The sequence below is a fragment of the Actinomycetota bacterium genome (assembly GCA_030776625.1).
In the GTDB taxonomy this organism is placed as follows: Bacteria; Actinomycetota; CADDZG01; order CADDZG01; family WHSQ01; genus MB1-2.
In genome coordinates this window covers 59,234-84,099 of the sequence record JALYHL010000010.1, presented here as the reverse complement: position 1 = coordinate 84,099, position 24,866 = coordinate 59,234, and the positions used below count along the sequence as shown (strand labels likewise).

The window sequence follows — 24,866 nt, the reverse complement described above, 5'->3', positions numbered from 1 at the left end:
TTCGGATCGGCTGCTGAGTCAGATCGCGTCGCCAGAAGGCCTCACCTCGTAAATCGCTTGAGCCGCAGCGAGTTGGTCACGACGCTCACGCTCGAGAACGCCATAGCTGCGCCTGCCAGGATCGGGTTGAGCAAGCCCAGCGCTGCGGCGGGGATCGCGGCGACGTTGTAGCCGAAGGCCCAGAAGAGGTTCTGCACGATGGTGCGATAGGTGCGACGGGACAGCGCGATGGCCGTGACCACCTTGCGCGGATCGCCGGTCATCAACGTCAGGTCACTCGCCTCGATCGCGACGTCGGTGCCTGTTCCCATCGCGATGCCGAGATCTGCCTGAACCAGCGCCGGGGCGTCGTTCACGCCGTCGCCAACCATGGCGACGACCTCGCCCGCATCTTGGAGCTGGCGCACCTCGTTCACCTTGTCCTGCGGAAGGACCTCGGACAGCACCCGCTCGATGCCGAGCGTGTTCGCTATCGCCTCAGCCGTGCGCGAGTTGTCGCCGGTGATCATCACGACGGAGAGCCCGAGGCCACGCAGATCCGCTACCGCCTCGGCCGCACCATCCTTCGTCGTGTCGGCGACAGCGATGACCCCACGCACTTCGCCGCTCCACCCCGCGAAGACCGCGGTCTTGCCCTCCGACTCGAACGTTTCCGCGGCGTCCTCCAGTGAGCTCGGAACAACGAATCCCGCTTCCGCCATCAGCTTCCGGCGCCCGACCCAGACCTCGAGGTCGTGCTCTACACGCCCGCGGACGCCATATCCCGCGACGGCTTCGAAGGAGGTGACCGATGGGAGCTCACTCACTTCCCTCGCGCGGTCGCGGATGGCGGCCCCGATCGGGTGCTCGCTGTGAGCCTCGACGCCGCCGGCGAAGGCCAGAAGCCGCGACTCGTCATCAACCGCCACGACGTCGGTGACCGACATCTCGCCGCGCGTCAGCGTGCCCGTCTTGTCGAAGACCACCATCGTTATGTCGCGCGTCCTCTCCAGAACCTCGGTGCTCTTGATCAGCACTCCGAGGTCGGCGCCGCGCCCGGTTCCGACCATGATCGCCGTCGGCGTTGCAAGGCCCAGCGCGCACGGGCAAGCGATGATCAACACGGCCACCGCCGATAGCAGCCCCTTGGTCGGATCGCCGCCGATCGTGGCCCAACCCAGGAAGGTGGCGGCTGCGATCGCGAACACGATCGGGACGAAGATCCCAGAGATGCGGTCGGCGAGGCGCTGGATCGCGGCCTTCCCCGTCTGCGCTTCCTCGACCAGTTTGACGATCTGTGCGAGGGCGGAGTCGGCCCCTACCGCGGTGGCGCGGAGCGTCAGCACCCCAGAGGCGTTCACCGTCGCGCCCACGACCTTGTCACCGCTCGTCTTCTCGACCGGAACGCTCTCCCCCGTCAGCATCGACTCGTCGACCGCGCTGGCGCCGTCCACCACCTCGCCGTCGACCGGCACCTTCTCGCCCGGCCGTACGCGCACGAGGTCTCCGCGCTTTACCTCCTCAACCGGCACCATCTGCTCGTGGTCGCCGACCACGAGGCGCGCTTCCTTCGCGCCCAGCTCGAGCAGCGCCCGGATCGCCCTTCCCGCACGCCCCTTGGCGCGTGCTTCGAAGAACCGGCCGAGCGACAGGAAGGCGATGATCAGAACGGCCGTCTCGAAGTAGAGGTCCATCCCGCCGCTCAACAGCTGGTAGACGCTGAACCCGAACGCCGCGAGCGTCCCCACGGAGATCAGCGTGTCCATGTTTGCGGTCAACCTGCGCGCACGACGTGCCGCCTCCCGCAGGAACGGCCAGCCCACCCAGAACTGAACCGGGACGGCCACCGCGAACATCGTCCAGCGCAGCGTCTCGTTCGCCATCGCGTCGTGGCCCATCAGCATCGTGACCGCCATGAACAGCGCTGCCGGAGCGACCGCGAGCAAGCGGATCGACCACATCCGCTGGTGCTTTTCGTTCTCGTCCAAGACGCCGTCACCGACATCGGATCGGGCGGGTGAACCCGCACGGACCAACCGATAGCCAACGCGGTCCACTGCGGCGACGAGAGCATCGGGATCCACCGCCGCCTCCGTCGTCACACGAGCCTTGGCGGTCGCGAAGTTCACCTCAGCGTCCGCGACGCCCTCCTGCTCGGCGAGCGTCCGCTGGACGCGTGCGGCGCAGGATCCACACGTCATGCCCTCGACATCGAAGTCCAGCGTTCTCGGCGCCGGGGGGGCGGCATCTTTAACCGAGTACCCCACCCGGTCCACCGCCTTGGCGAGCTCGTCCGGCTGAACGCTTCCGCTCATGTAGATGCGTGCCTTGCCGGTCGCGAAGTTCACGTCCGCCCGTTCGACGCCGTCGGTCTTCTCTAGAGCCCGTTGGACCCGAGCGGCGCAGGAGCCGCAAGTCATCCCCTCGACCGCCAGGTCCAACGACTTCATCTCGGTATGTCCGCTCATGTGCCACCCCTTCGGCGCTGCTCGTGATCTTGGAGAATCCAAGATACCCTAGGGGGGTAGGGTTGTCAAGCCTCTACACAAGGCGCCGGTGTCAAGGCAGCTGCGGCGCAGGGGCGACGCGCGCGGTCAGATCGGCCCAAAGGAGCAGCTTCCAGTACGACGAGGACGTCGGCCGCTCGTTCCGGACCGGCCGGAAGAGCTTCGGTCGTACGTACGTCACCGAGGACGGCTAGGCCTTCAGCACCAGCCTCCATGAGGGCCGGTACATCTACGTCGTCGGATCGGACATCGCTTCCAGGTCTTCAAGATCCCGTCGCGCTGACGAAACCCGGGCTCCTTCACTCACATCTGACCACCGTCTCGCCTTCGGTGCAGGCGTCCGTCCCGCCGCGGCCGTCGAGCACGTCGTTCCCGTCTCCGCCATTGAGGACGTCGTCGCTGTAGCCACCCAGCAACACATCGTCTCCACCGCGGCCGGCGAGCTCCCCCGCGGCCACTATCCGGTTGGGTCCGTCGTCGCCTGCCACGGCCGCCAAGCATCCCCCCACTGACACGTTCTCCACCTCGATCAGCGTGTTGCCGATGCTGTCGGTTCCGGCCTGCAGGTCGACCTGGAGCGCGATCCCGGATCCAGAGCACTGGTACTGGGCGGTGTCGCTGCCCGCGCCGCCCTCCACGGCGTCAGCCTCCGGCCCACCTACGACGAGAGCGTCGTTACCTCCGGCGCCGCGGAGCGTGTCGGCGCCGCGGCCGCCGTCGAGGACGTTGTCGCCCTCATCGCCGGTGAGCACGTCGTCGAACTGGCTCCCACGCACGATCTCGATCCATCGCAGGGAGTCCGAACCTTCACCAGATGCCTGGCCCGATCCGAGGTCCACGGTCACTCCGGAGGGCGAGTGGAAGAATCCGGCGGTGTCTTCGCCGGGACCGCCGACGTAGTGGTCGTCGCCGCCGAGGCCCCACAGCGAGTCGTCTCCACGGTCACCCACAAGCGTGTCGTTGCCGGCCTCTCCCGTAGGAGTGAGGTAGAAGCAGCCTTCGAACTGCTTCACGGGATCGCCGACCAGACAGTCATCCGCCTCCCCACCCGCCAGCACGTCGTTGCCCGCCATCCCGTAGAGGTACTCGGCGGTGGGACGGAGGTTGCCGGCGATGCAGCACTCGAGGCCGCCTCCGCTGATCGTGTCGTCGAAGGGGGTCCCGATGACGACCTCGACGTCGTCGATCTCGTCGTTGCCCTCGCCCGATGCGGTGCCCGCGCCTAGGTCGACGTCGATCGGGCCGGGAGCTTCGCTGAGGTCGAGATAGTCGCGCGCGGTGTCGGGAGGCACCGGAGTAGCGTCGCCCTTCCGACGAACGACGTGCGCTCCATCGACCTGATCGTTCCCCGGTCCCGGTATGAGGAATGACAGCTCTCTGCCCTGCTTGAGCACGTCGTCGCCGGGTCCGCCGTTGAGCAAGTCTTCGTAGGTCCGATTGCTGTCGAAGGCGCGCAGCGTGTCGTTGCCGCGACCGCCGTACATGGTCTCGCCGTCGGCCGCCTTGCTTCCGAGCAACAGGTCGTTTCCGCCGCCGCCATACAGGTCGGATCCCCGCCCAGATGGATCGCCCACCCCGGCGTGCAGGCGGTCGCGGCCCCCGCCGCCCCTGATGTCGTCTTCGCCGTAGCCGCCGCAGATCCGGTCGTTGCCCCCGCGCCCTTCGATCCGGTCGTCTCCGCTTCCGCCGACGATGACGTCGTTGCCGCGCGTCCCGATGAGACGATCGTCGTCGCCGGTGCCGAGAATCGTCGCCTGACGCCCGAAACAATTCGGGTTCGAGGCCTGTGCAACCGCGGTCGGAAAGAGTCCCGCCACGACTAGCGCCACCAGCGCCGGGACCAGCTGTCGCACTCGCATGTCTTTCTCCTTACGGGGGTGAGGTCACCTCTGCGTCCGCCACTTCTCAGCTAAGACACCCATCTACCCACGAACGCTGCTTGTCTTCCTTTCACGGACGGGACCCTCTGCGTACCGGGGAGTCTTCAGCATCTGGAGTTCCGCGAACGCTGGTTCTTCTCTCGTCGCGCGGAGAGCGTCGTGTACCCGTCGGCTCCTCCGTAACCCACGCGACTCCCTCAGCTGAGCCGGGCGCGTCAGCAGTAGATGTACGGATCCTCCGAATTGCCGAAGCTCTCCCCCAAGGCCGCGGCCCGGTCCCAGTACGCGTGGCGCGCCTCGATCTGTGCGGTCATGAACGAGCACACCTGCGAACCCTTCGTGCGCTTCGGCTTCCCGCCGAGCCCTAGGTGCGCGAGAGTCTCTTTGACCACGGCGTGCTCCGTGTCGGGAGTGATCATCCCCCAGCCGGTGATCAACCACGGCGCCGCGTCCAGCACGGGGACCGAGGTCGCGCCAAACAGACCTCCGCCGGGCTTGTAGTCGCTCGTGCGCGGGTAGTAAGCACCCTCCTCGAGCGCCCGCCGCATCTCCCAGTTGGTCAACGACATCTCGCCCGCCACCATCAGCGGCGTCTTCACGCCTTGCGTCACGATCCCGCCGCTGTGTCCGGCTGCACGGCGCGCCTCGAGCAGCACCTTCGAGAAGGTCCCCGCGCTCCTCGGCGTGGCGAAGCTCGTCCCACTGACGGACCTCACGGTGTCCTCACAGTTTCGGCAGTACGGCAGCTCTTGGGTGAAGTCGCCGACGAAGTCACTGAAGCTGCCGGACACCAGCTGCCGCCCCTCGGTGCTGCCCTCTTCAAAGCCCGCGATCCCGACGCTCCACCACGGTCCTGCGGTCTCGTCGAAGGCGGCCAAGGTTGGGTCGTTCGCGGCCGCTCCGAAGTGCATCTTTCCGTTCTTCACGACGCCGCTGTAGCTGTGACTCAGGTGGTTCAGCGTCGGAATGCTGGTAATGGGGCCGTAGCTGGTGCTGACCAGGTCGACCGCCGGATGGGTGAACGCCCATTCCTCGGAGTCATCGCTGAACCCGTCGACGCTGACGACGATCGCATCGGGGTTGGCAGCCAGAACAGCCGCCGTCGTGCCGACGCCATGCGCGGTGTCTTTTCCGTCGGGCCGCAGCCGTCGTCCCTCCGGTTCGAAGGAGATCCCGATCAGGTTCGTCCCCTTGAACCAGTAGGGCTCGCCCTTCTCGATCGCGTCGAACTGCGTCTTGTCCTTCGCAAAGTCCTCAGCAAAGTTGCCCGTTCGGGTGAGACGGATGATGTGATCCTTGTCGATGCCGAACTCCCGCAGCACCTGGGGCGTGACGCTGGACGGTCTGGACTTCCCGTAAAGCTGCCCGCGGGCGTGGAAGAACTCGTGGTACGGGTTCGTCGCGGAGTCAACGACGGCCACCACGACCCGCGCTGGGGTGCTCGGCTTGTCGACGGGAAGCCTCGCGGACGCGCCGACGGTCGGGAGCAGCGTCGACAAGATCAGGGCGAGCAAGAAAACCCTGAGTGCGCGCAACATGAACATCGACCTCTTCTGCTTGGTTTGGGAGGGATACCTGTGATGTCTGGTTCTACAAGCGCGCGTTCATCCCTGCTGATCGATCTCGGAGGGCGCTTTTGCCGGAGCGCAGATCTGGGCATCACCTACGGATGATCCCCGTCCGCAAGATCCGGGACCTGACGCTGGAGAGCGCCCAGGGGGACGAGCGGTCGGCCAACGTCTCGGCCGCCAGCGCTCTCGTGCACCTCGGCAGCACCTTGTTCGTGATCGCCGACGACGAGAAGCAGCTGAGCATCTTTCCCGACGAGGCCCGCGTCCCGGGGTTCCAGATCCAGATCCTGTCCGGGCCGACGCCGCAGTCGGATGAGGAGCGAGACAAAATCAAGCCAGACCTCGAGAGCCTCGAGGTCCTGCCGGGGTGGCCGGCGGCCCCCTCGGGCGCTCTTATCGCGCTCGCCTCCGGCACCAAGCACCGCGATCGCGCCGTATTGATCCGGCTCGGAGACGACCGGATGCCGACGGGTGACAACGAGGAGTTGGATCTCGGCCCCCTGTACGACGACCTCCGGTCGAGGATCGACGGGTTCAACATCGAAGGCTGCGCCGTTCGCGGTGAGACCTTGCACCTCTTCCAGCGCGGGAACGCGGGCGGATCCAAGAACGCGCGCATCGACCTGTCGCTCCCGGCGGTGCAGGAGGCGCTGGCGAACTCTCGCCCGATATCAGCCGAAGACGTCACCGGCATCACCAACTACGACCTGGGCCAACTGCAGGGAGTGAAGCTCGCCTTCTCAGACGCGTCGCCGCTTCGCGACGGCCGGTTGATCTTCACGTGTTCGGCCGAGACCTCCGGAGGACCCGGAGACGACGGCCGCATCGCGGGGTCCGCGATCGGGATCATCGAGCCCGACGGTGACATCTCGATGATCGAGCCGGTCGATCTCGAAGTGAAGATAGAGGGGATGACCGCGATGCTGGCCGACGACGGGATCAGAGTGCTGCTGGTGACGGATGGCGACGATCCCGCCAGCCCGTCACCGCTGATGGAGGCGATGCTGCAACAGCCGTAACGAGTGGTGCCGACAACCACTTATAGCCGCGCTGGCCCGAACTCCAACACCTGCTGGAACGTCGGCCTGTTCTGCCACTGCATGTTCGGCTGGTCCTGGAGGCCGATCGGGGTGAAGTTGATCGACTCGGCTTGCTCGTCGACGTCCCAGGTCGCGGGATCGCCCCCGTACTCCTCCTCCAGCGCCTTCACGGCCGCGTCGAAACTCGCTAAGAGGTCCTTGCGGCATCTCTGCAACGATCCGCGCCCGCAGTAGACCCGCGACGCCTCACCGCGCACCTTCAGCCCCAGAACGGTTCGAAGGTCCTTGTTGATGTGACTGTAGAAGCCGCTCTGGAAGGCGCTCCCCTGCGCCCGCGGCGCGTCGTGGTGCCCCATAGGAAGGACCTCGTACGCCTTGCCCAGCGTCGGCTTGAAGATGGCCTGAGCCGCCGGCTCCCACCACTCGTCCATCAACGCGACGGCGGGCGAATGCTCGTAGGCACCGTCGGAGTCCTTGTCCCGGCGGTGCGCGCCGGAGCGATGCCATTTCGCCAGCAGGCTCTCCGCCTGCTTCAAGCGATCGGTGGCGGGCCGGATGACCTTCAACATGAAGGGCAGAACGCGGGTGCCGCGCAGGTCGGTCGTTGCCGCGTCCCCCATGATGTTGACGAGGTCGACCAGGCTGAGCTTGCCCTGGCGCTTCTTGTAGCTGACGATGCGGTCGTTGAGCATCTGCACCCGTTGAACCGGCCCGAAGCTGAAGTTCGAGTCGTTGGCGCGGAACCCTGGAGCTTGTTTGTTGTTCCACGATGTCATCCAGCCACGACGCGGGTTGACCTCTTTAGGTGTGTCGGCGAACGAGAGCATCCCGCGCCAGTTCCATCTGCCGCTCCCCCACACGGGAAGGTCGGGATCGATGTGTCGGGCGCGAAGCGGGTGCCTGCCGCCGAGCTGGAACGCGATGTCTTCGTCGTCCAGATAGAACCAGTTGAAGGTGAACGTGAAGCGCGCGAACGCGCGCTGGAAGTCTGCCGGACCGTTGATGTGCTCTGGATCCGAGATCTCGACGTAGGTCACCGCCGAGTCCACTTCCTTCTTGAACGACGCTCTCTGCGCGGTGAACGCGACCGGCTTGCCTTTCACGGTGCCGCGCGCCTGGACGATCCCGTTGTCCGTCCGCTGGGTCGTCATCTCGACGAAGACGGTCTTAGGCGGGAATCCTCCGGCGGTTGGCTTGGCCTCCCAGCTGTCGGTGCGGGAGTACATCTCGACGCACTTCCCGTTCTTGATGTACCCGTTGCTGTCGACCGTCGGCTTCCCCCCGCCCGGCTCGCAGAGCCTTTCGGCGAACGTATCGACCTGGTCACCCCCCGCCGACGTCGCGCTCCAGGCATAGTCCGCGCCCCGGCCCAACAACACGTACAGAGAGATCCCGGGGAAGCCGACGCCGCGGGCATCGATCCCCGGCCCGTGGAGATCGAGCTCCATCAGGATCTCCGGCGACCAGTACGCGACCTGCGGCCCGGAGACCGAGACGGGGCGTCCCGACGCCGACAGGTCCTTACCCACGAGGAGGGCGTTGCTCTGAGCGTTCGGGAACGTCAGCGGGATCTCGCCCCAGGGCGCATCGACATGGTCGGGCACGGTTGCCGCCCGCATCTGTCGTGCCACCGCGGCGGCATCGTCCGGCAGCGCACGTGAGGACTTGTCCACCTTTCCGAGATCGTTGTTCCACGGGAATGGCTTGGTGGTGGTGACGGGAGACTCCGGATCGTTCGGGAAGTTGAAGTCCCTGAGGACGCGACGGGCGTCGCGGTAGTTGAAGCCCTCCTTCTGCAGAGCCTCGATGAAGTGGGCGTTCTGAAGCTCGCCTCCGCCACCAACTCCCAGGCGCGAGCCGATGAGGCTCGCGACCGCAGCCGTATCCGTGGCCTTCCAGTCTTCCGGCAGCACCTGCAGCGCCTCGTACTCCGCCGGAAGCTTGTTGGGGTCTCTCCGGGCTTCGTCGATGTACTGGTTGACCCCGTCGACGTATGCAGCCAGGTCGGCGAAGGCGGTGTCACCAAGCTCGCCTCCAAGCTTCTTCAGACGATCCACCATCGCCTGAAGCTCCTCCTCGCTGTATCCGGAGGAGCGATAGGTGGCGCGGTCGCTCGCGAGGTTGGATTCGGAAGCTCCAAGGAACTCGCTGAGGCGGCCGCGTCCGACATGGCGCAACGTGTCCATCATGAAGAGGCGGTCCTCGGCGGAGACGTACCCCGCGCCAAAGAGCGTGTCGGCGCGCGTCGTGCCGTAGACATGAGGTACCCCGAAGCTCTTGTCGCGCAGAACAACGACGCCCTCGCGCGGCGAGTACTCCCGCTCGATGTCGTCCGGCTTGACGCCGAAGGTCGCGTCTTTGAAGTACTTGGCGAGCTCGTCCTCGGTGATGTCCGGAGCCCCCTGCACCATCCGCTCGTACATCTCGATCTGATCGTGGTTGTGCGGGCTCTGTTGACGCGTCGCCTGCTCGGGCCCGCTCTGGTAGCGGCCTTGGCCTGGAGGCAAAACGTTCAAAGCTGTGATCGCGCCATCGCGGGCGCCGTACGGCTGGACCGGCGTCTCCGCCGCGCCGTGGGCGGCAGCGGACAATCCCAGCGTGACGAGCGCGGCCACGATGACCCTCGAGATCGATCTCACTCGTCTACTTCCTCTCGGCTATGGGTTCGACAGACTACGTGGCCTGCGCCTAGATCAACGTCGGGAAAAGGTTGCCGTGATCGTTCCCGAAGTCGCGACGCCGTAGGTGTGGTTCAGACAGAAACCCGAATAAACCGACACCTCGACAGGAGCGCCGCTCGTGAGACGGATCGCCGGGTGCTTCTTGGAACAGAAGGTGACGCTCACGCCGTGGTCATGATGGCCGTTGCCCGCCTGGGTGACGTGCACCATCACCGGGCGCTCAGTGAGATCCTGAACCGCGACCTCCAGCAGCCGTTCGCCGGCTTCGGGTTTGAAGGTCACCGGGGCGACGAGCGGGAGCGCGCCGAGGTTGCCGTGATCCTCGTCCCCGTGTCCCTCGATCCAGATCCCGTGCGGCGTGGAGTAGGTCTCGGTCGAGGAGCGGGAGGAGGGAGCGCTCGAAGACGCCGGTGCGGCTCCGCCAGCGAGAACGGCCGCGGCAACCAAGACTGCTGACAAAAGTCGCATAACCCCTATTTCGCCGGTGGGCGCCCCGGCACCTGCTCGGGCTAGACGTCCGGGATGGGGACGGCGGTCGACCGAGGAAGCTCGACATGGCGTTTCATCTGGATCACCGTGCCGCGTGGCGTGGCGTCGATCTGGACCTCGTCCATGAGCTCCCTGACCAGATACAGGCCGCGGCCCCCCTGCGACCTCCAGCTGGGCAGGCGGTGCATCTCGATCGTCGACGGGTCGAACCCGCTGCCCTCGTCCGCGATGGCCACGACCACGCAGCCACCTTCGGTAGAGCACCGGAGCCGAACGATGCCTCCCCGTTCGGACCGGCCGTGCGCGACCGCGTTCGCCGCGGCCTCGTCCGTCGCCAGGAGGATGTCGTAGGTGGTGGATGGATCGACGCGGAGACCGGAAAGGAAGTCTCTGACGTGCTTGCGCAGCTGCGGCACGCACGCCGGCTCGTTCTGAGCGACGAACTCCAGCATCTTCTCCCCTGAATGTCCTGATTGTCCTAACGGGGTACCCGATGTTGCCGCCGCCCACACACGAAGCAAGCTAAACGTAGCCGAACTGAGTCCCCACTACCATGGGGTTTCCTCGGCGAGAGTGGTGGAATTGGCAGACACGCCGGCTTTAGGTGCCGGTGCTCGAAAGAGCTTGGGGGTTCGAGTCCCCCCTCTCGCACGGTGGTTCTCGGGCCACGCGGGCCCACCCACCGCGGCCAGGGGGCCCGCTTTGCGATTACTCCTGTCGTGCTCAGGCTCGCTGGCGCTCCGGAACGATCTTCAGGATCACGCGCTCGGTCTGGATCGCGTTCGGGTCGTATGGCTTGCCGGTGTACTTCACGCTCAGGTCGTCGATGTGGCGGCGGGCTTCGTCGCCGGTGACGGTCTCGACCACGCGGCCGCGGACCTCGGCGTACTCGTACGGGTTGTCCTTGTTCCACACCACGACCGACACCCTCGGGTCGCGCTGAACGTTGCGGAACTTGGCCCTGCCGGTCTCGGTATTGATGAGGATGTGCTCGTGATCCGCGTCCACCCACATGACATGTGTGGCGGGAGAACCGTCGCGCATGAGGGTCGTGATGCTCCCGAAGTTGTCTTGCTGGGCGAGCTTCCTGATCTTCTCGTCGATCACTTTCCACCTCGTTCCTCGTGGGGTCCTCTTTGTCACAACCGCCCGAGGGCACCGCTGTTCCCGATAACCGGCAACAGCTCTCTACGACCTAGCACCTCCCTACCCACGGCCGCACCAGCGTGAATCAAACTAGGGTGCGGCGATGGAAGACCTCGACCAGGCTCTGGAGTTCGCGCTCGAGGCCGCGGAGCAAAGCGCGTGCATCGCTATGCGCTACTACCAGAAGGACCTCCAGCTGCAGCGCAAGCCCGACGGAACCTGGGTCACCGAAGCAGACGTCGCCGTCGAGAAGGAGTTCCGGGCCGCTGTTGCCAAAGCATGGCCCGGCCACAACGTCTGGGGCGAGGAGGAGGGTTTCTCCGCGGCCTCCGGCGCCTCCCCGCGAGAAGACGCGCCCACTTGGATCGTGGACCCCATCGACGGAACCCACAACTACATGGCGGGGATCCCGATCTGGGGCAGCCTCGTCGGCCTTCGAACCACCGACGGCTTCGTCGTCGGGGTCTGCCACGCGCCCGCTCTCGGCGAGGTCTACGAAGCGGCGCTGGGCTCCGGGGCGCGCATGAACGGCAGCGCGATCAAAGCGGACGATGCCGGTTCTCTGGGTGAAGCGACGACCTTGTTCGGTGATCCGCAGGCATTCGTCGACGATGGTCTCGGGCCATTCCTGGACGAGCTCGTATCGCGGTCGTGGCGCATCCGCGGGTTCGGCGACTTCTGGGGTCACATGCTTGTCGCCCGCGGCGCCGCGCACGTCATGGTCGAGCCCGAGCTGAGCATCTGGGACACCGCGGCGCTGATCCCGATCGTGAGGGAGGCCGGCGCCGTGATCACGCACCTGGATGGCTCGCCCTGGGCCGGGAAAGGCTCCTGCCTGACCTCGACCCGGCGACTACACCCCCAGATAGTCGCGATGGCCGAGGCCTCGCGCTAGAGCCCGAGCTTGTGCGCCAGGCCGCGGAACGCGCGGCCGCGATGGCTGAACCCCAGCTTCTCGTTCAGAGGTATCTCCGCCATCGTGCGCGAGTCGCCCACCGGGATGAAGTGCGGGTCGTAGCCGAAGCCCTGCGTTCCACGCGGCTCCAAGGTGACGTGGCCCTCGCACGCGCCGTCCGCGATGACCTCGCGCGCGTCGGGCGTGACCAGGACGGCGACGCACCTGTATCTGCATGTCCTGGCGGCTTCCGGCACGTATTCGAGCTCTTGGACCAGCTTCAGGTTGTTGTCGCGGTCGGTCGCGCCGTCTCCGGCATAGCGCGCCGACCGCACGCCGGGCGCCCCTCCGAGCGCGTCCACCTCGATCCCCGAGTCATCGGCGATCGCGGGCAGGCCGGTGGCCACGACGACAGCACGGGCCTTTGCGAGCGCGTTCTCCTGAAAGGTGTCGAAGGGCTCTTCCAGAACGAGGTCCGGCGCCACCTCATCGAGCGGCACCAGCTCAAGGGAGCTGAGGATCATCCGAACCTGCTCGGCCTTGTGGCGGTTCCGCGACGCGAAAACGACCCTCACTCGACGACAGGTGCTCCGAGCGCGGCCTCTTGATGGCGGCTGAGCTGCAGGATCCCTTCTGTCGCCAGATCCAGCAGGTGGTCGAGCTCGGCGCGCTCGAAGGCGCCTTGCTCGGCGGTTCCTTGCACCTCGACCAGCTTGCCGGTCCCGGTCATCACGACGTTCATGTCGACCTGGGCCGTCGAATCCTCCGCGTAGTTGAGGTCGAGGCACGGCGTCCGCTCGACGATGCCGACGCTGACCGCAGAGACCGAGTCGATCAGGGGCGAGCCCGAGATGCCGCCGCTCTCCTCTAATGCGGCGAAAGCTTGCGCGAGTGCCACGAACGCTCCGGTGATCGATGCGGTTCGGGTACCACCGTCGGCTTGAAGCACGTCGCAGTCGACCCACACCGTCCGCTCGCCGAGCGACTTCATGTCGGTCACCGCTCGGAGCGAGCGGCCGATCAGCCGCTGGATCTCCTGTGTCCGTCCAGATGGGCGGCCCTTGTTCACCTCCCGCGGGACCCGCTCGCTCGTAGAGCGAGGAAGCATCGAGTACTCCGCGGTGACCCACCCGACGCCCCTGCCCTGCATCCACCGCGGCACGCTCGGCTCGACCGTCGCGGTGCAGATGACCTTGGTGCTGCCCATCGAAACGAGACAGCTTCCCTCCGCATTCGGCATGAAGCCGAGCACGATGTCGACCGGACGCAGCTCTTCAGGGGAACGGCCGTCGACGCGAGTCACAAGCCGATCTCCAACCTGAGCCCGTCGGCGGCAAGCTGGACCTTGCTATCACCGCTCGTCTTGTGCGCCTCGGTGAGGGACAGCCCCGCGTCGCGACCCGGCGGCAGGTGTGTGAGCACGAGCCTTTGCACCTGCGCATCCGCGGCGGCCGCGCCCGCCTGCGAGGCCTTCATGTGGCCTTCCCATTCCTCGTCGGAGTCCTGAAGCGTCGCCTCGCACAGGAAGACATCCGCGCCGGTCGCGAGCCCGCCGAGGTCGCCCTCCGGTCCGGTGTCGGAAGAGTAGGCGAGTACCGCCCCATCCTGCTCGACCCGCACGCCCACCGTGTCGGGTGGGTGAGCCATCGGAAAGAAGCTGAAGCGCGCGTCGCCGTGGTGGATCACGTCGCCGGCAGTGACCGAGCGCAACGTGAAGGCCTGATCCAGCTCCTTGGCGAAGCTGCACAGGCGCTCGAGCGTCTCCGCCGGCGCCCACAACGGGATCTCCGGAAGCGGTTCTTTCTCTCCGTAGCGGCGGGCGTGGAACAGCTGGAACAAGTCGGTCACGTGGTCGGGGTGCCGGTGCGACAGGATCACGCCGGTGAGGGCGCGGTAGTCGAGCTGCTCCAAGAGGTTCCGCCACGTCCCACCGCCGCAGTCGATCAGGATCCTGCCGTCGTCCACCTCGAGCAGATAACCGGCGCAGGCGCGCTGCGGGGTCCCGAACATGCCGGAAGAGCCGAGGACGGTCACGGCGAAGCTCACGACGCGGCTCGGCTCTCGCCCGCGCTGCGCCACGGACGCTGCTCGGCCCTCTCGAACTCCGGCCCTAGGAAACGTCGTCCCAGCTCCCCGAACAGCTCGTCGCCTCCAGACGTGATGAACCGGCGGCGCCCGTCGCTCTGCGACCTCTTCAACAGATCCAGGTCGAGCAACCGCACGTAGACCTCGTTGGCGGTGGCCTCGGCTGAAGAGATCAGAACCACGTCGTCCCCCAAGATGTATCGGATGGCGCCGGACAGCAGAGGGTAGTGCGTGCAGCCGAGGATCACCGTGTCCACTCTCCCCCGGAGCGGCCCGAGATACTCCTCCGCAGCGGCGAGCACGACGTCCGAGGTCGTGTCGCCGGCCTCGACGAAGTCGACGAAGCGCGGACACGCCCGGGACTCCAACGTGACCTCGGCGCCGGCCGCGACCACGGCGCGATCGTAGGCACCGGAAGCGACGGTGGCCTCCGTTCCGATGAGACCGATGCGACCGCTGCGCGTCGCCGCGATCGCGGCTTTCACGCCGGGCTCGATGACGCTCACGATCGGCACGTCGTAGCGCCCCGTCGCCTCGTAGAACGCCGTCGATTCGGCCGAGTTGCAGGCCACTACGACGAGCTTCACGCCCTCGGCCACCAACAGGTCGGTGATCTCGAGCGCGAACCCCCGGACCTCCTCCGGCGGCCGCGGCCCGTAGGGGCAGCGCGCCGTATCTCCGAAGTACACGATGTCTTCGTGAGGCAGGAGGTCGATGACCGCGCGGGCGACGGTCAATCCGCCCAGTCCCGAGTCGAAGATCCCGATCGGGAGGTCGGGCGCTGCTACCACCACAAGACCTCTTCCACCTGAGCCTCTGCGGTGTCTATGTCCTGCGTCCACGCCTCGGTGGAGAGGTACTTCCAGCCTCCGTCGGGCAACAGGCAAACGACGTCGCCGCCCGAGCTCTCGCGCGCCAACCTCTCGGCCACGCGCTGAGCGACCCAGATCACGGCGCCGGATGAGATGCCCGAGAAGATCCCCTCCTTCTGCAACAGCTCGCGGGTCCACAAGATCGAGTCGCGCGCCTTCACCTTCACCTTGCCGTCCAACAGATCGGGGTCGAACAGCGGAGGGATGTAACCCTCGTCCAACGAGCGGAGCCCGTAGACGAGCTCTCCCAACTCCGGCTCCGCCGCGACGACCTTGATGTTGGGGTCGTGTTCCTTCAGGCGACGCGAGTTCCCCATCAAGGTGCCCCCGGTCCCGAGACCGGCGACGAAGGCCTTGATGTCGGGGAGATCGTCGAGGATCTCGCGCGCCGTTCCGTTGTAGTGGGCATCCGCGTTCGCTTGGTTGCCGTATTGGAAGGGCATGAAATAGCGATCGTCTTGCGCCAGGTCTTGAGCCAGCACGACGGAGCCATTGGTCCCCTTCGCGCCCTCCGAGAAGATGATCTCGGCGCCGAACGCCTTGAGCAGCTGGACGCGCTCGGCGCTCGCGTTGTCCGGCATCACTGCGGTGAATCTGTAGCCGCGGATCTTGGTCACCATCGCGAGGGCGATCCCGGTGTTGCCGGAGGTCGGCTCGAGCAGGATCTTGTCCCTCGTCAGCTCACCAGAGGCCTCGGCCGCCTCGACCATCGCGAGGGCCACCCGATCCTTGACCGACCCCGTCGGGTTCTCGCCCTCGAGCTTCACCCACAGGCGCACTTCCTCGACCGGAGACAGACGGGGTATCTCGACGAGCGGGGTGTTACCGATCGTGTCGAGGATCGACTTGTACTTCATCGCGAGAAGCCCTAGCCCCCCGCGACCGACGGCAGCAAGGACACGGTGTCGCCGTCGGCGACCTTCGTGTCGAGCTTCTCGAGGTAGCGCGCATCCTCGTCGTTCACGTAGACGTTGACGAACCGGTGCAGCTGACCCTCACTCGTCAGCAGTTGCTCGCGCATCCCCGGGTATCTCGCCTCCAGCTGATCCACCAGATCCGCGATCGTTCCCGGCTCGAGCTCGACGTTCGAGCTCCCGTCGGTGAACTTGCGGAACACGGTCGGTATACGGACTTCGACGGCCACGTCTCCTCCTTCTATCTGCATCTCCACCGCGGACCTCTAGATCAGCGGCGAAGGCGCCGCATCCTCGGCGGGAGCGGCCACAAGGGTCATCGTAGTCAACCCTCCAAAGAGACCGCTATTTCCTGGATCTCACCGTCGGCGTCCGTCCAGCTCTCCTTCACGATCCGGAACGCCTTTATGGAAGGGGGCTCGGCCGCGAGCGAAACGATCACGTAAGGCACGTCCTCAGTGGCCATCCGGACGTCCGTCGGCGAGGGATAGGCCTCTGTATGGGTGTGCGAATGGAAGACCCCGCCGAGCTCCCATCCCTCGTCGTCGATCTTCTTGTAGACCGCGAACTGTTCTTTCGGATCGAGCGAGTAGCGGACGGGGCTCCCGGAAGCATTCGTCATCCGGAAGACGTGCACGACGCGCCCGTCGCGCGCTGCGAGGAGGCCGCATGCCTCCTGTGGCCTCCCCTCGACGCAATGTTCGACCATGTCATCCGCGAGCGCCTTGCTCAGCCGGAGCTCGGTCACGACAGCACCTCGACGCGACCGTCGCCGTCGATCAGGTGGCCGATCTCGGCGGCGTCCGCTACTTCCCCGTCGGCGACGGCTCGCAGCAGGTCCGGAGCCGAAGCCTCGTCTATGGCGATCAACAACCCGCCCGACGTCTGGGCGTCGAACAACAGCGCGGCCTCGGCGTCATCGAGGCGCGCAGCGTCGACGTAGCGCGCCTGGGCGTCGCGGTTTCGCCTGCTGCCTCCAGGAAAGATGCCGGAGCGGGAGAGCTCGAGCGCGCCTTCGACGACGGGGATGCTGGAGAACGACAGCCGCGCCGAGATGGATCCGTCGAGCATCTGAAGAAGGTGACCGATGAGCCCAAATCCGGTCACGTCGGTTGCAGCGGTAGCCCCGGCCGCGACCATCGCTTCGGCCGCGACGCGGTTGAGCGACGACATGACCTCGGTCGCGCGGCGCACCGTCTCTGGCTGCGCCGCGCCTTCTTTGATGGCGCTGGAGATGATGCCCATGCCGAGTGGCTTCGTCAGGATCAGTCGCTGCCCCGCACGGCCGCCGGTCTTGCGTACGACCCGCTGTGGATCGACGAGGCCGGTGACGGAGAGGCCGAACTTTGGCTCCGGGTCGTCTACGGAGTGACCACCGACGATCGACACATCGGCCTCGGCGCACGTGTCCCCGGCCCCCTCGAGAACCCGGCCCAGCAGCGCGAAGTCCAGAGACCTGGGCCACCCGACGAGGTTGAGAGCCGTGACGGGACGGGCGCCCATCGCGTAGATGTCCGACAGCGAGTTGGCCGCGGCGATCCGGCCCCAGGCGTACGGGTCGTCGACCACGGGCGTGAAGAAGTCCACCGTCTGCACCACGGCGAGATCGGGCGCGACCTGATAGACCGCGGCGTCGTCGGGGCTCTCGAGCCCCACCAACAGCGCGGCGTCGCTAGAGGTGGTTTTCACGTGGCGCAGGACCTGCGCCAGCTCGTCGGTGCCGAGCTTGCAGGCTCAGCCTCCGCCGTGTGAGTAAGAAGTCAATCGCACGTCCTCCGGCACTTCATCACCTCCCTTCAGCTATCGACTCGTCATCCTTCCAGAGCAGACGCGTCTAGGGCGACGTCCGGCGACGTGCATGTCGGGATAGCGTTGAGGGGTGGGCAGACACGAGAACGCGGAGCAGATCGAGTCTCTGAAGGAGCGACAGAGGCTCCTCGAACGACTGACGAAGATCCAGCGCTCCGTCTCACACCGCGCCCCTCTCCAGCAGGTGATGGATGCCATCACGCAAGGTGCGGCCGACCTGCTGGGAGACGAGATCGCCGGGATCCGTCTCATCGACCCCGAAGACCCGTCGTACGTGAACCTCGTCTCGGTCGTCGGCGTCACCCCCGAGCAGTTCGAGGTCTTGAAACGCGGCCCTGTGGGTGAGGGCGCTGGGGGCCGGGCTATCGCGGAGAACCGGCTGGTGATCATCAACGACTATCAGAGCGCGGCGACCGCGATCCCGGCCCTGGCGGTCGACAGGTTGCAGAGTGCGATGGCGGCCCCAGTGCGGGAGGCCGGCAAGGTCGTCGGGAGCCTCGTGGTCGCGACGCACCGCTCCGGTCGCTCCTACAGCATCGAGGAACAGGAAGCGCTGCTGTCGCTCGCCGATCACGCCAGTCTCGCTGTAACGGACGCTAAGTCTGTGGAGGCGATGCGCGAGGCGCAGCACGCGAAGGACATGTTCCTGGCGATGGTCTCGCACGAGCTGAAGACCCCGCTCACGGTGATCATGGGCACGTTGAAGACATTGGACAAGCACGCCGACACCATGAAGCCGGCGCTGCGAAGTGAGATGTTGAACAGCGCCTTCGACAGGGGCCGCGAGCTGGAGCGGTTGATCGATCGGCTCCTACAGGGATCGCGGGCGGAGCTGGCGGGCTTCAAGCAGCATCTGTTCCTGCCGGATCTGATAGCGGAGTCGATCCGCGGCTTCGACCACATGAGCAGGGTCAAGGTGGGGTCGATCCCCGAGATCTTCATCTACACCGACTCAGTCGCGGTTCAGAAGATCATCGGTGTGTTGCTCGAGAACGCGGTGTCTCACTCGCCCAAAGACAGCGACATCTCGCTGGTCAGTCAGGTGGTCGACGCCGAGCTGAATGTGACGGTCAGGAACCTCGGATCACTGCCCGAGGGACTCGACCACGCCACCCTGTTCCTGCCGTTCAACCGGGGGCCGGACGCGCAGTCGACGGGGGTGGGACTCGGGCTCTACATCGCCTCCCGGCTGGCGCTGTCTACCGACGGCAAGATGACTGCGACCTCTGCCGCCGGCACCGTCAGTTTCACGTTGACGCTGCCACTCCCGACCGCGGAGCAGCAGGCCCACGCAGACAGGGCCGAGCCCGCCGCAGAACGGCATGCGGCCGCCCCGGCCGCGGATCTGCTGTAGGCGAGCAGAACCTGCTCACCCGTCGACCCTGATCGTCCCCCTCATGCCGTAGCGGTAGTGGCGCGGTAGGTGGCAGCCGAACAGCAGCGTCCCCGGCTCGCTGAACGTGTACGTCGTCTCCGCCGTCGCCCCCGCCGCCACGCTCACCTCGCCCGGCCGGGCATCGTGGTGCGTCTCCGTCCCGCTCTCGTGCAGTTGCTGCACCGCGGCGTCCCCGATGATCAGCTCGTGGTCGATCGGGTCGCCGTTGCGCAAGACGAAACGAACCATCTCGCCCTTGTGGAACGTCAGATGATCGCGGCCGAACGACGAGTGCTCGATGTTCAGCACGACCGTGCGCTCCGATCCGGAAGCAGGGGCGCAGGAGAAGGTGAACAACGCCAGCAGCAAGGCGATGCTTCTCACGCGCGGTCCCACACATACTTCGAGACCGCGAGCGCCCCGGCCCCCACCATGAGGGCGATCACCCACGGCATGAGTGAACCGTCCCCATCGAGGTCGGGCAGCCTGACCGGCGGTTCGAGACCCGCGGCCACCGGGGACGGAGCGCTCCGGCCGGTGACATCGATGGCCAGGTCGTGGTCCAGCTGGCCCGCCGTGGTGTCGATCCGTAGGTACGTGAACCACATGTCCGAAGTCGGGATCCAGCTCATCCCTTTGTCAGAGCGTAGATCTGCCAACAACGATCTCGGCGCCTCTTCGTCGCGCTCGAGCAGCAGTCCGTCGCGGTCACCCGGTTGCGCGGGCCGCGGCAGCATCTCGGGGATCCCGTCCGTCAGCAGGAACACGTCGGCCTCCACCGACGCGTCGGGACCGAGACCGAGCCCCAGGATGCGTAGCGGGACCCATGGGTTCGGAGTCGGGATCGTCAGATGGACCGGCGTCCCGTCCCCCACCTCCTGGTTCGCGCCCGCGGCCGCGGCCGGGTCGAATCGCGCCGCCATGAACACCGGGCTCCGCGCCGCGTAGAAGTCCAACACCTCCGGCGCGTCCGGCGTGAGCACGAACCCGTTCTCCTTCGCCCACCGTCCTACCTCGTCGCCGCCGCCCTTCAAGATCGTGATGTCCAGAGCGTCGATACGGGTCTCGAGCAGAACCTCGGCTCGGCTACCGGAGATCGCGGCGCCCGCTGCGTCCGCGCTCTCCAGCGTTACCTGTGGCTGCACCTCTTGCACCAGGCGCTGCAACGTCCAGTCCCCGGCACGCTCAACCTTCGATGGCACCCCCGGCAGAGGCACGATCGACCCGAACTCTGCGCCGCCTCCCGCGAACTCGAAAGAGGTGACGTAGTGCTCGACGCCGTCGACGTAACCGACCATCGTCGTCGTGCGAACGAGGCTGACTGTCCCGTTCGGGTTGACGAGTCCTCCACATGCCCACGCCGGCACCGTAAGCACGACCACCAACGCCACCGCCACGATCCCGATCCAGCTCGCACGCCTCATCCTCGTCCCTCGCTTCCGCTCGCACGACGGGTGTCGGTTCTAGGACGAGGCCGCCCGTAGGATGGTTCCCATGGATGTCATGCAATGCCCGGTGTGCGCGCTGCGGTTTCGCTTCTCGTCGGAGCTAGAAGAGCATCTGTCGCTGGAGCACCCGAAGTTCAAGGCGACCCCCCGCTCGGGAGACGAGGAAGCCCTGTCGGAGGCTCGCCGCACCCGGCAGATCCGGAGGGAAGCGCCGCCGGAGGAGTGAGTCGGTCGTCGACCTCTCACTTGAAGTCCGAGCAGGGCCAGCACGATCGCTGTCGGCGAACCATCGCGCTCCTCGTGTTCTCCTAGGGACGTGGAGATCCCTTTCGGTCGTTACCTGCCGATCGCGAAAGAGCTGCAGCGGGAGGTCACAGAAGACCGCGTCACGGGACTGGCGGCCGAGATCGCCTTCTTCGGTGTGCTCAGCATCTTTCCGGGCCTGCTGATGGTGGTTGCCGCGATCGGTTCTGTGGACGCGTTCGTCGGAAGCGACCTGGCCGCGCTGTCGAAACGACAGATCGTCGACTTCCTGAACCTGATCCTGACGAACGAGGCGTCCGGAGCGATCGACGCGGTCGAAGACCTGTTCCAGGGGGGGAGCGAGGGGCTCCTTACGTTCGCGACAGTGGCCGCGCTCGTTGGACTCTCGCGCGCGTTCGCGGTTGTAGCAGGGGCCTTGAACCTGGCTTACGACGCCGACGAGCGGAGGCCCTGGCTCAAGCGGCGCTTGCTCGGCCTCGGGCTTTCGATCGGGACCGTCCTGATGACCGTGTTCATGCTCGTGATGATCGTGGTGGGCCCTCTGTTCGGGGCGGGGGCCGAGCTCGCCGACCTGCTCGGCCTCGGCGATGCCTTCACGTTCGTCTGGAACGTTCTCAGGTGGCCCGCCGCGTTCGCGCTGCTGGTGGCGTGGGCGACCACGCTCTTCCATCTCGCGCCCTGCCGTCCGCGGCCACACTGGCGGGTGGACCTTCCGGGCGCGCTGCTCACGGCGGTGCTGTGGCTCGTCGTGTCGTTGGGCCTGAACCTGTACCTGCAGATCGCGGGTGGCTCCAATCCCGTCTTCAGCGTGCTCGGAGGCGGGCTGATCCTGCTGGTGTGGCTGTATCTGCTGAGCCTGTCGCTGCTGATAGGCGGCGAGCTCAACCCGATCCTCGACCGCCATCGAGCAGCCGCGGAAACACCCCCGTAGTCGGGCCACGCTGGTGAGCTGCAACTCCGCCCCTTGACCCAGGAAGTGAAGCTGGTTCAACGTGAAGAGATGGTGCTGCCGCAGGTCGACAAGAAGGGTTTCCTCGCCACCCTCCTGGGTGGGGTGGTGGGAGGGTCGATCGGCCTGGCCGTGGGGGGGACCTTGGGCTTCGCTGTGATCGAAGGTGGTCTCGATGACCTCTACGGGGTCTTCATCCTCGCCGCGATCGGCGCCTGGCTGGGCGGCGTAGCCGGTGCATACCTCGGCCTCCTGCTCGTAAAGGCGGACGCGATCCGCAGAACCACGGCCTGGGTGGCGTTGCTTGCACCTCCCATCGTCGGGGGCGGCGCATGGGTCGCCGTATCCGCAACGGACTCAGACGACTTCGGCTCGAACTGGCTCCCCTACCTTTTATTCGGCCTTTGCGTCGTGACCACGGCGTACCTGGCTCGCCGCCTGGCTGTAGCGGAAACCGCCGGGGTGCAGCACGGCTGAGGCGGCGCGGCTACAGAGACGCCGGCGCGACTGGACGTAGCCCCGTGCGGCCCAGCCGAGATTCAAGGCATCGTGAATCGGTGTTGGCCGGAAGCTCGTCGAGCTCCCCCTTGCCCCACGCCTCCAGCTCGTCCCAGGTGAGGCCTAGCGGAACCGGTTCCGGCTCCGGCTCCGGTCTCGGTTGACCGGGCTCGTAGCGCGTTCCGTCGGGTCGATACCACTCGGCCCGCTGATCCCGATCGAGCTGGACCCGCCAGCCACCTTCATGCACGAGCTTGTGGTGGAAGTGACAGAGACAGGTGAGGTTGCCCAGCGTGTGCGGCCCTCCGAGCTCGCGCGGCCACACGTGATGTCCGTCGACGAACGCCCTGGTCCCGCAGCCGGGGAAGGTGCAGCCGCCGTCTCGCCTCAGCATCTCGCGGCGCATGTGGCCCGGGATCGTGCGGGTCGCGGGGGTGATGTGAAGCGGCAGACCACGCTCGTCTCGCACCACCATCTGGACGCGCGAGTCACACCAGATCCTCCTCACCGTCTCTGGATGGATCACGCCGTAGCCCTCGACCTCGCCGAGCTTGTCTCCCGATACGAGCGCCGAGAGCTCGGTCGAGATCACGACGGTGGCCCTGGCGGCATCGGCATCTGCGGCGATGTGCTGGGACGCGAGCGCGAACAATGCGTCGGCACAGCGCTGCTCCATGGTGGTGGCGCCGTCGGGGTCCTCGGCCAAGCGTTCCGCGACCCGGGTGAGCGCCTTGGTCACGGTCGCTCCCTGTTCTGCCGGAAGAAGCGCGTGGAGATAGATCGAGCCGATGTGGTCACAGGTCCACCACGTGACCGAGCGTGCCTCGTGGGCGGCTCGAACGTCTTCGACCTCAGGCGCCCGCTCCGAGAGCTCGGCCTTGCGCCGGACCGCATTGAGGCTCGTGCGCTTGGCCCACTTGATCAGCATGACCTCGGTCTCGGGTGTGGCGAAGCGAGCGAGGTGGCACACCTTGTCGAGACACAGCGTCGCTTCCTGCAATGCCCGGGCGAGCGCGGGCAGCTTCTCCAGCGCGTGGGCGGTATCGGTCCAGCGGCGTCCTTGAGAGACCGACATCCCGAAGTGGCCGGCCAGCCACTGGCCCATGTCGCGACAGCCGTCTTCGTGCCACAGCTCGCGCGAATCGAAGTCGCGCACGAAGCGCAGAAGTTCCCAGTGGGTAGACGAGATGACGCCGTGCAGATGCGCCATGCCGTCGACAAGCTGTTGCCTGCTACAGACTGCTGGTTGTTTCACGGGCCATCACCCGGGCCCAGGAGCGCGACCTCCACCAGGGACTATATCGAACATATGTTCGCTAGTCAAGCGCCGGCCCGGGTGAGCTGGCCGGGAATCGAACCCGGGTGCGAGCCGCGCAACGTTGTCCCCCTGTCATGCGTCTTGTGGACAAAACCTAGCTAGCCGAAGGTTCGCTGTGAGGAAGAGCTTCCACGTCTCCATAGCTGTGATCGTCACAAGCGTGTCCCTATCAGCAGGTGCGGGGGTCGCTGAGGCGACCACGCCCGGGCGCCCTGGGCGTATCGCCTACACCCGTCCGGTCGGAAACGAGGGGTTTCAGATCTTCACGCGACGAACCGACGGCTCCGGGGTACGCAGGTTGACCCGGAGCGGCCGCGAGCACCGGCACCCCTCCTGGTCGCCCGATGGGAAAAGGATCGCGTGGACCTGCCGGCGAGGAAAGGGCTCGTCGGTCAACCTCGACATCTGCGTCATGAACAGAGACGGAAGCGGCAAGATCCGCTTCAAGACCGAGGCGAACGAGGCGCACCCGGCGTTTTCTCCCTCAGGGGACGAAGTTGCCTTCGTGACCACCGGGCCGGATCTGGGCTTCGTCTACCCGCAAGATCACATCTTCATCAGGAACCTGAAGACGCACGCGATCACCCAGGTCACTCACAACACGGATGTATCGGAGCGAGAGCTGGCGTGGGCTCCAGATGGAGGGTCGATCGCCTTCGTCGGCCTCGACTCCGACCGATCCTTCGATCTCTTTCTGGTCGAGGTAGACGACGGTGAAGAGCACAAGCTCGTCGACCCGGACAGTGGAGTCGTGTCCGGTGTCGACTGGTCGCCCGATGGAAGCGAGCTCGTCTATACGCAACGCATCAGAGACTCTGACGATGAGATCTTCGTGATAAGGCCGGACGGGACGAATGGTCGACAGCTGACCCGTAATGCTCGCGTGCCAGTGAGTCATCCAGTGTGGTCACCGAACGGAAAGGAGATCGTTTTCCTCTATGGAGAAGGAGACGCCGCGGCGTGCTTCTTCTCGGCCACCACCACCGTTGACCTCTCGGAGTTCCCATTGGATATGCGCTGTATCCGAGGGGAGCATTTCGATCTCAGCTGGCAGCCTCGCCCCGTTTGAGTCTGGCCACAGCGTCAGAGCCGGGCCTGGCAGGGCAGCGGAACGGAAGACGCCGCCGAAGGCGGCGTCTGTAGTGG

25 protein-coding genes, 1 tRNA gene and 2 pseudogenes are annotated in these 24,866 nt (G+C 66.2%); 8 read left to right on the top strand and 20 right to left on the bottom strand.

Going from position 1 to position 24,866, the window contains the following annotated elements; all coding sequences use genetic code 11:
* Nucleotides 1-41: 41 nt before the first annotated feature.
* The 5 genes and pseudogenes from M3N53_14140 to M3N53_14120 all read right to left on the bottom strand — a co-directional run bounded on the left by M3N53_14140 (nucleotide 42) and on the right by M3N53_14120 (nucleotide 5,910).
* Nucleotides 42-2,447, bottom strand: a complete 2,406-nt coding sequence (locus tag M3N53_14140) for a heavy metal translocating P-type ATPase (protein ID MDP9069464.1) — start codon at nucleotides 2,445-2,447, stop codon at nucleotides 42-44.
* 338 nt (nucleotides 2,448-2,785) lie between these two features.
* A complete protein-coding gene (locus M3N53_14135; protein ID MDP9069463.1) occupies nucleotides 2,786-3,559 on the bottom strand; it encodes a hypothetical protein in 774 nt (257 codons plus the stop codon).
* Between the two features lie 435 nt (nucleotides 3,560-3,994).
* A pseudogene (locus M3N53_14130) lies at nucleotides 3,995-4,171 on the bottom strand (calcium-binding protein).
* Between the two features lies 1 nt (nucleotide 4,172).
* A pseudogene (locus M3N53_14125) lies at nucleotides 4,173-4,345 on the bottom strand (hypothetical protein).
* Between the two features lie 236 nt (nucleotides 4,346-4,581).
* Nucleotides 4,582-5,910, bottom strand: a complete 1,329-nt coding sequence (locus tag M3N53_14120; GenBank protein ID MDP9069462.1) for a hypothetical protein — start codon at nucleotides 5,908-5,910, stop codon at nucleotides 4,582-4,584.
* Between the two features lie 125 nt (nucleotides 5,911-6,035).
* Between M3N53_14120 and M3N53_14115 the strand changes: the two genes are divergently transcribed.
* A complete protein-coding gene (locus M3N53_14115) occupies nucleotides 6,036-6,956 on the top strand; it encodes a hypothetical protein (GenBank protein ID MDP9069461.1) in 921 nt (306 codons plus the stop codon).
* 20 nt (nucleotides 6,957-6,976) lie between these two features.
* Here M3N53_14115 and M3N53_14110 read toward each other — a convergent pair whose 3' ends face one another.
* Genes M3N53_14110 through M3N53_14100 form a run of 3 tightly spaced genes read right to left on the bottom strand, consistent with a single transcriptional unit; the run spans nucleotide 6,977 to nucleotide 10,599 of the window.
* Nucleotides 6,977-9,616: a penicillin acylase family protein gene (locus tag M3N53_14110; GenBank protein MDP9069460.1), complete on the bottom strand. Its 2,640-nt coding sequence runs from the start codon at nucleotides 9,614-9,616 to the stop codon at nucleotides 6,977-6,979.
* A 54-nt stretch (nucleotides 9,617-9,670) separates the two neighbouring features.
* Nucleotides 9,671-10,117 carry a hypothetical protein gene (locus M3N53_14105; protein ID MDP9069459.1) on the bottom strand — a complete coding sequence of 149 codons (447 nt, stop codon included), beginning with the start codon at nucleotides 10,115-10,117 and terminating at the stop codon, nucleotides 9,671-9,673.
* Nucleotides 10,118-10,167: 50 nt separating this feature from the next.
* A complete protein-coding gene (locus tag M3N53_14100; protein ID MDP9069458.1) occupies nucleotides 10,168-10,599 on the bottom strand; it encodes an ATP-binding protein in 432 nt (143 codons plus the stop codon).
* Nucleotides 10,600-10,714: 115 nt separating this feature from the next.
* Here M3N53_14100 and M3N53_14095 point away from each other — a divergent pair.
* Nucleotides 10,715-10,798, top strand: a tRNA-Leu gene (locus M3N53_14095).
* Between the two features lie 72 nt (nucleotides 10,799-10,870).
* Here M3N53_14095 and M3N53_14090 read toward each other — a convergent pair.
* Entirely contained in the window at nucleotides 10,871-11,254 is a 384-nt protein-coding gene (locus M3N53_14090; protein MDP9069457.1) for a PPOX class F420-dependent oxidoreductase, read from the bottom strand.
* A gap of 142 nt (nucleotides 11,255-11,396) precedes the next feature.
* Between M3N53_14090 and M3N53_14085 the strand changes: the two genes are divergently transcribed.
* On the top strand, nucleotides 11,397-12,188 hold the full coding sequence (locus M3N53_14085; GenBank protein MDP9069456.1) for a histidinol phosphatase: 792 nt from the start codon (nucleotides 11,397-11,399) through the stop codon (nucleotides 12,186-12,188).
* Here M3N53_14085 and M3N53_14080 read toward each other — a convergent pair.
* The 8 genes from M3N53_14080 to selD form a co-directional block, all read right to left on the bottom strand.
* Entirely contained in the window at nucleotides 12,185-12,712 is a 528-nt protein-coding gene (locus tag M3N53_14080) for a non-canonical purine NTP pyrophosphatase (protein ID MDP9069455.1), read from the bottom strand. The two genes, M3N53_14085 and M3N53_14080, sit on opposite strands and share 4 nt — an antisense overlap.
* A 47-nt stretch (nucleotides 12,713-12,759) precedes the next feature.
* Complete coding sequence (rph, locus tag M3N53_14075) at nucleotides 12,760-13,428, bottom strand: ribonuclease PH (protein ID MDP9069454.1); 669 nt, start codon at nucleotides 13,426-13,428, stop codon at nucleotides 12,760-12,762.
* A gap of 59 nt (nucleotides 13,429-13,487) precedes the next feature.
* A complete protein-coding gene (locus M3N53_14070) occupies nucleotides 13,488-14,267 on the bottom strand; it encodes an MBL fold metallo-hydrolase (protein ID MDP9069453.1) in 780 nt (259 codons plus the stop codon).
* A complete protein-coding gene (gene murI, locus M3N53_14065; protein MDP9069452.1) occupies nucleotides 14,231-15,067 on the bottom strand; it encodes a glutamate racemase in 837 nt (278 codons plus the stop codon). The genes M3N53_14070 and murI overlap by 37 nt, the downstream gene beginning before the upstream one ends.
* Nucleotides 15,058-16,002: a cysteine synthase gene (locus tag M3N53_14060; protein MDP9069451.1), complete on the bottom strand. Its 945-nt coding sequence runs from the start codon at nucleotides 16,000-16,002 to the stop codon at nucleotides 15,058-15,060. The genes murI and M3N53_14060 overlap by 10 nt, the downstream gene beginning before the upstream one ends.
* Before the next feature lie 11 nt (nucleotides 16,003-16,013).
* The gene (locus M3N53_14055; GenBank protein MDP9069450.1) at nucleotides 16,014-16,289 is read right to left on the bottom strand and encodes a MoaD family protein; all 276 of its coding nucleotides are present in this window, start codon (nucleotides 16,287-16,289) and stop codon (nucleotides 16,014-16,016) included.
* A gap of 95 nt (nucleotides 16,290-16,384) precedes the next feature.
* Entirely contained in the window at nucleotides 16,385-16,807 is a 423-nt protein-coding gene (locus M3N53_14050) for a M67 family metallopeptidase (GenBank protein ID MDP9069449.1), read from the bottom strand.
* A complete protein-coding gene (selD, locus tag M3N53_14045; protein MDP9069448.1) occupies nucleotides 16,804-17,841 on the bottom strand; it encodes a selenide, water dikinase SelD in 1,038 nt (345 codons plus the stop codon). The genes M3N53_14050 and selD overlap by 4 nt, the downstream gene beginning before the upstream one ends.
* A 97-nt stretch (nucleotides 17,842-17,938) precedes the next feature.
* Between selD and M3N53_14040 the strand changes: the two genes are divergently transcribed.
* A complete protein-coding gene (locus M3N53_14040; GenBank protein MDP9069447.1) occupies nucleotides 17,939-19,222 on the top strand; it encodes a GAF domain-containing protein in 1,284 nt (427 codons plus the stop codon).
* Between the two features lie 15 nt (nucleotides 19,223-19,237).
* Here M3N53_14040 and M3N53_14035 read toward each other — a convergent pair whose 3' ends face one another.
* Both M3N53_14035 and M3N53_14030 read right to left on the bottom strand, forming a co-directional pair.
* Nucleotides 19,238-19,627, bottom strand: a complete 390-nt coding sequence (locus M3N53_14035) for a plastocyanin/azurin family copper-binding protein (protein ID MDP9069446.1) — start codon at nucleotides 19,625-19,627, stop codon at nucleotides 19,238-19,240.
* Nucleotides 19,624-20,667 carry a DUF2330 domain-containing protein gene (locus M3N53_14030; GenBank protein ID MDP9069445.1) on the bottom strand — a complete coding sequence of 348 codons (1,044 nt, stop codon included), beginning with the start codon at nucleotides 20,665-20,667 and terminating at the stop codon, nucleotides 19,624-19,626. Before M3N53_14030 ends, M3N53_14035 begins: the two co-directional genes overlap by 4 nt.
* Nucleotides 20,668-20,737: 70 nt before the next feature.
* On the opposite strand from M3N53_14030, the gene M3N53_14025 reads away from it, so the two are divergent.
* From M3N53_14025 to M3N53_14015, 3 genes are all read left to right on the top strand, one after another.
* On the top strand, nucleotides 20,738-20,917 hold the full coding sequence (locus tag M3N53_14025; protein ID MDP9069444.1) for a hypothetical protein: 180 nt from the start codon (nucleotides 20,738-20,740) through the stop codon (nucleotides 20,915-20,917).
* A 90-nt stretch (nucleotides 20,918-21,007) separates the two neighbouring features.
* On the top strand, nucleotides 21,008-21,886 hold the full coding sequence (locus M3N53_14020) for a YihY/virulence factor BrkB family protein (GenBank protein ID MDP9069443.1): 879 nt from the start codon (nucleotides 21,008-21,010) through the stop codon (nucleotides 21,884-21,886).
* Nucleotides 21,887-21,919: 33 nt separating this feature from the next.
* Entirely contained in the window at nucleotides 21,920-22,381 is a 462-nt protein-coding gene (locus M3N53_14015) for a hypothetical protein (protein ID MDP9069442.1), read from the top strand.
* Between the two features lie 10 nt (nucleotides 22,382-22,391).
* Here the strand turns inward: M3N53_14015 and M3N53_14010 are convergent, their stop codons facing one another.
* Nucleotides 22,392-23,612: an HNH endonuclease gene (locus M3N53_14010; GenBank protein MDP9069441.1), complete on the bottom strand. Its 1,221-nt coding sequence runs from the start codon at nucleotides 23,610-23,612 to the stop codon at nucleotides 22,392-22,394.
* 223 nt (nucleotides 23,613-23,835) lie between these two features.
* On the opposite strand from M3N53_14010, the gene M3N53_14005 reads away from it, so the two are divergent.
* Nucleotides 23,836-24,789 (top strand): hypothetical protein, encoded by a 954-nt coding sequence (locus M3N53_14005; GenBank protein MDP9069440.1) that lies wholly within the window; start codon nucleotides 23,836-23,838, stop codon nucleotides 24,787-24,789.
* Nucleotides 24,790-24,866 lie beyond the last annotated feature (77 nt).